1 protein-coding gene is annotated in these 434 nt (G+C 56.9%); it reads left to right on the top strand.

From position 1 onward, the window contains the following. The first annotated feature begins 4 nt into the window (after positions 1-4). The gene (fos, locus tag FN633_RS17615) at positions 5-421 is read left to right on the top strand and encodes a fosfomycin resistance glutathione transferase (RefSeq protein WP_154058653.1); all 417 of its coding nucleotides are present in this window, start codon (positions 5-7) and stop codon (positions 419-421) included. Positions 422-434 lie beyond the last annotated feature (13 nt).

Here is a 434-nt window from a genome sequence, read left to right as displayed (position 1 = left end):
GACTTTGCTGAAAGGCTTGAACCACCTCACGCTGGCCGTCGTTGATCTAAGACGCAGCGTCGACTTTTACCAGCGTCTGCTGGGACTTGAGCTCCACGCACAGTGGGATAACGGAGCATACTTTAGCTGCGGCGATCTGTGGCTGTGCCTGTCGGTCGATGCGGCTCGCCAGCAGGTTGCATCAGCTGAAAAAGACTACACGCACTACGCCTTCAGCATTGCCGCACAGGATTTTCCTGCCTTTGTTGCCAGGCTGGAGCAGGCCGAAACGGTATTCTGGAAAGAGAACAGGAGCGAAGGCGACTCCTGCTATTTTCTCGATCCAGACGGGCACCAACTGGAGATCCACGTGGGCGATTTAGCCCAGCGCCTGGCTGCCTGCAGGCAGAGGCCCTACGCGGGTATGCGTTTTGCCTCTTAACTGCGTTGAACGT

Origin of the sequence: Pseudescherichia vulneris (genome assembly GCF_902164725.1) — a bacterium.
GTDB classification, from domain to species: Bacteria; Pseudomonadota; Gammaproteobacteria; order Enterobacterales; family Enterobacteriaceae; genus Pseudescherichia; species Pseudescherichia vulneris.
Note: the sequence above shows the minus strand (reverse complement) of the source record. Positions and strands in the feature narration are given on the sequence as shown.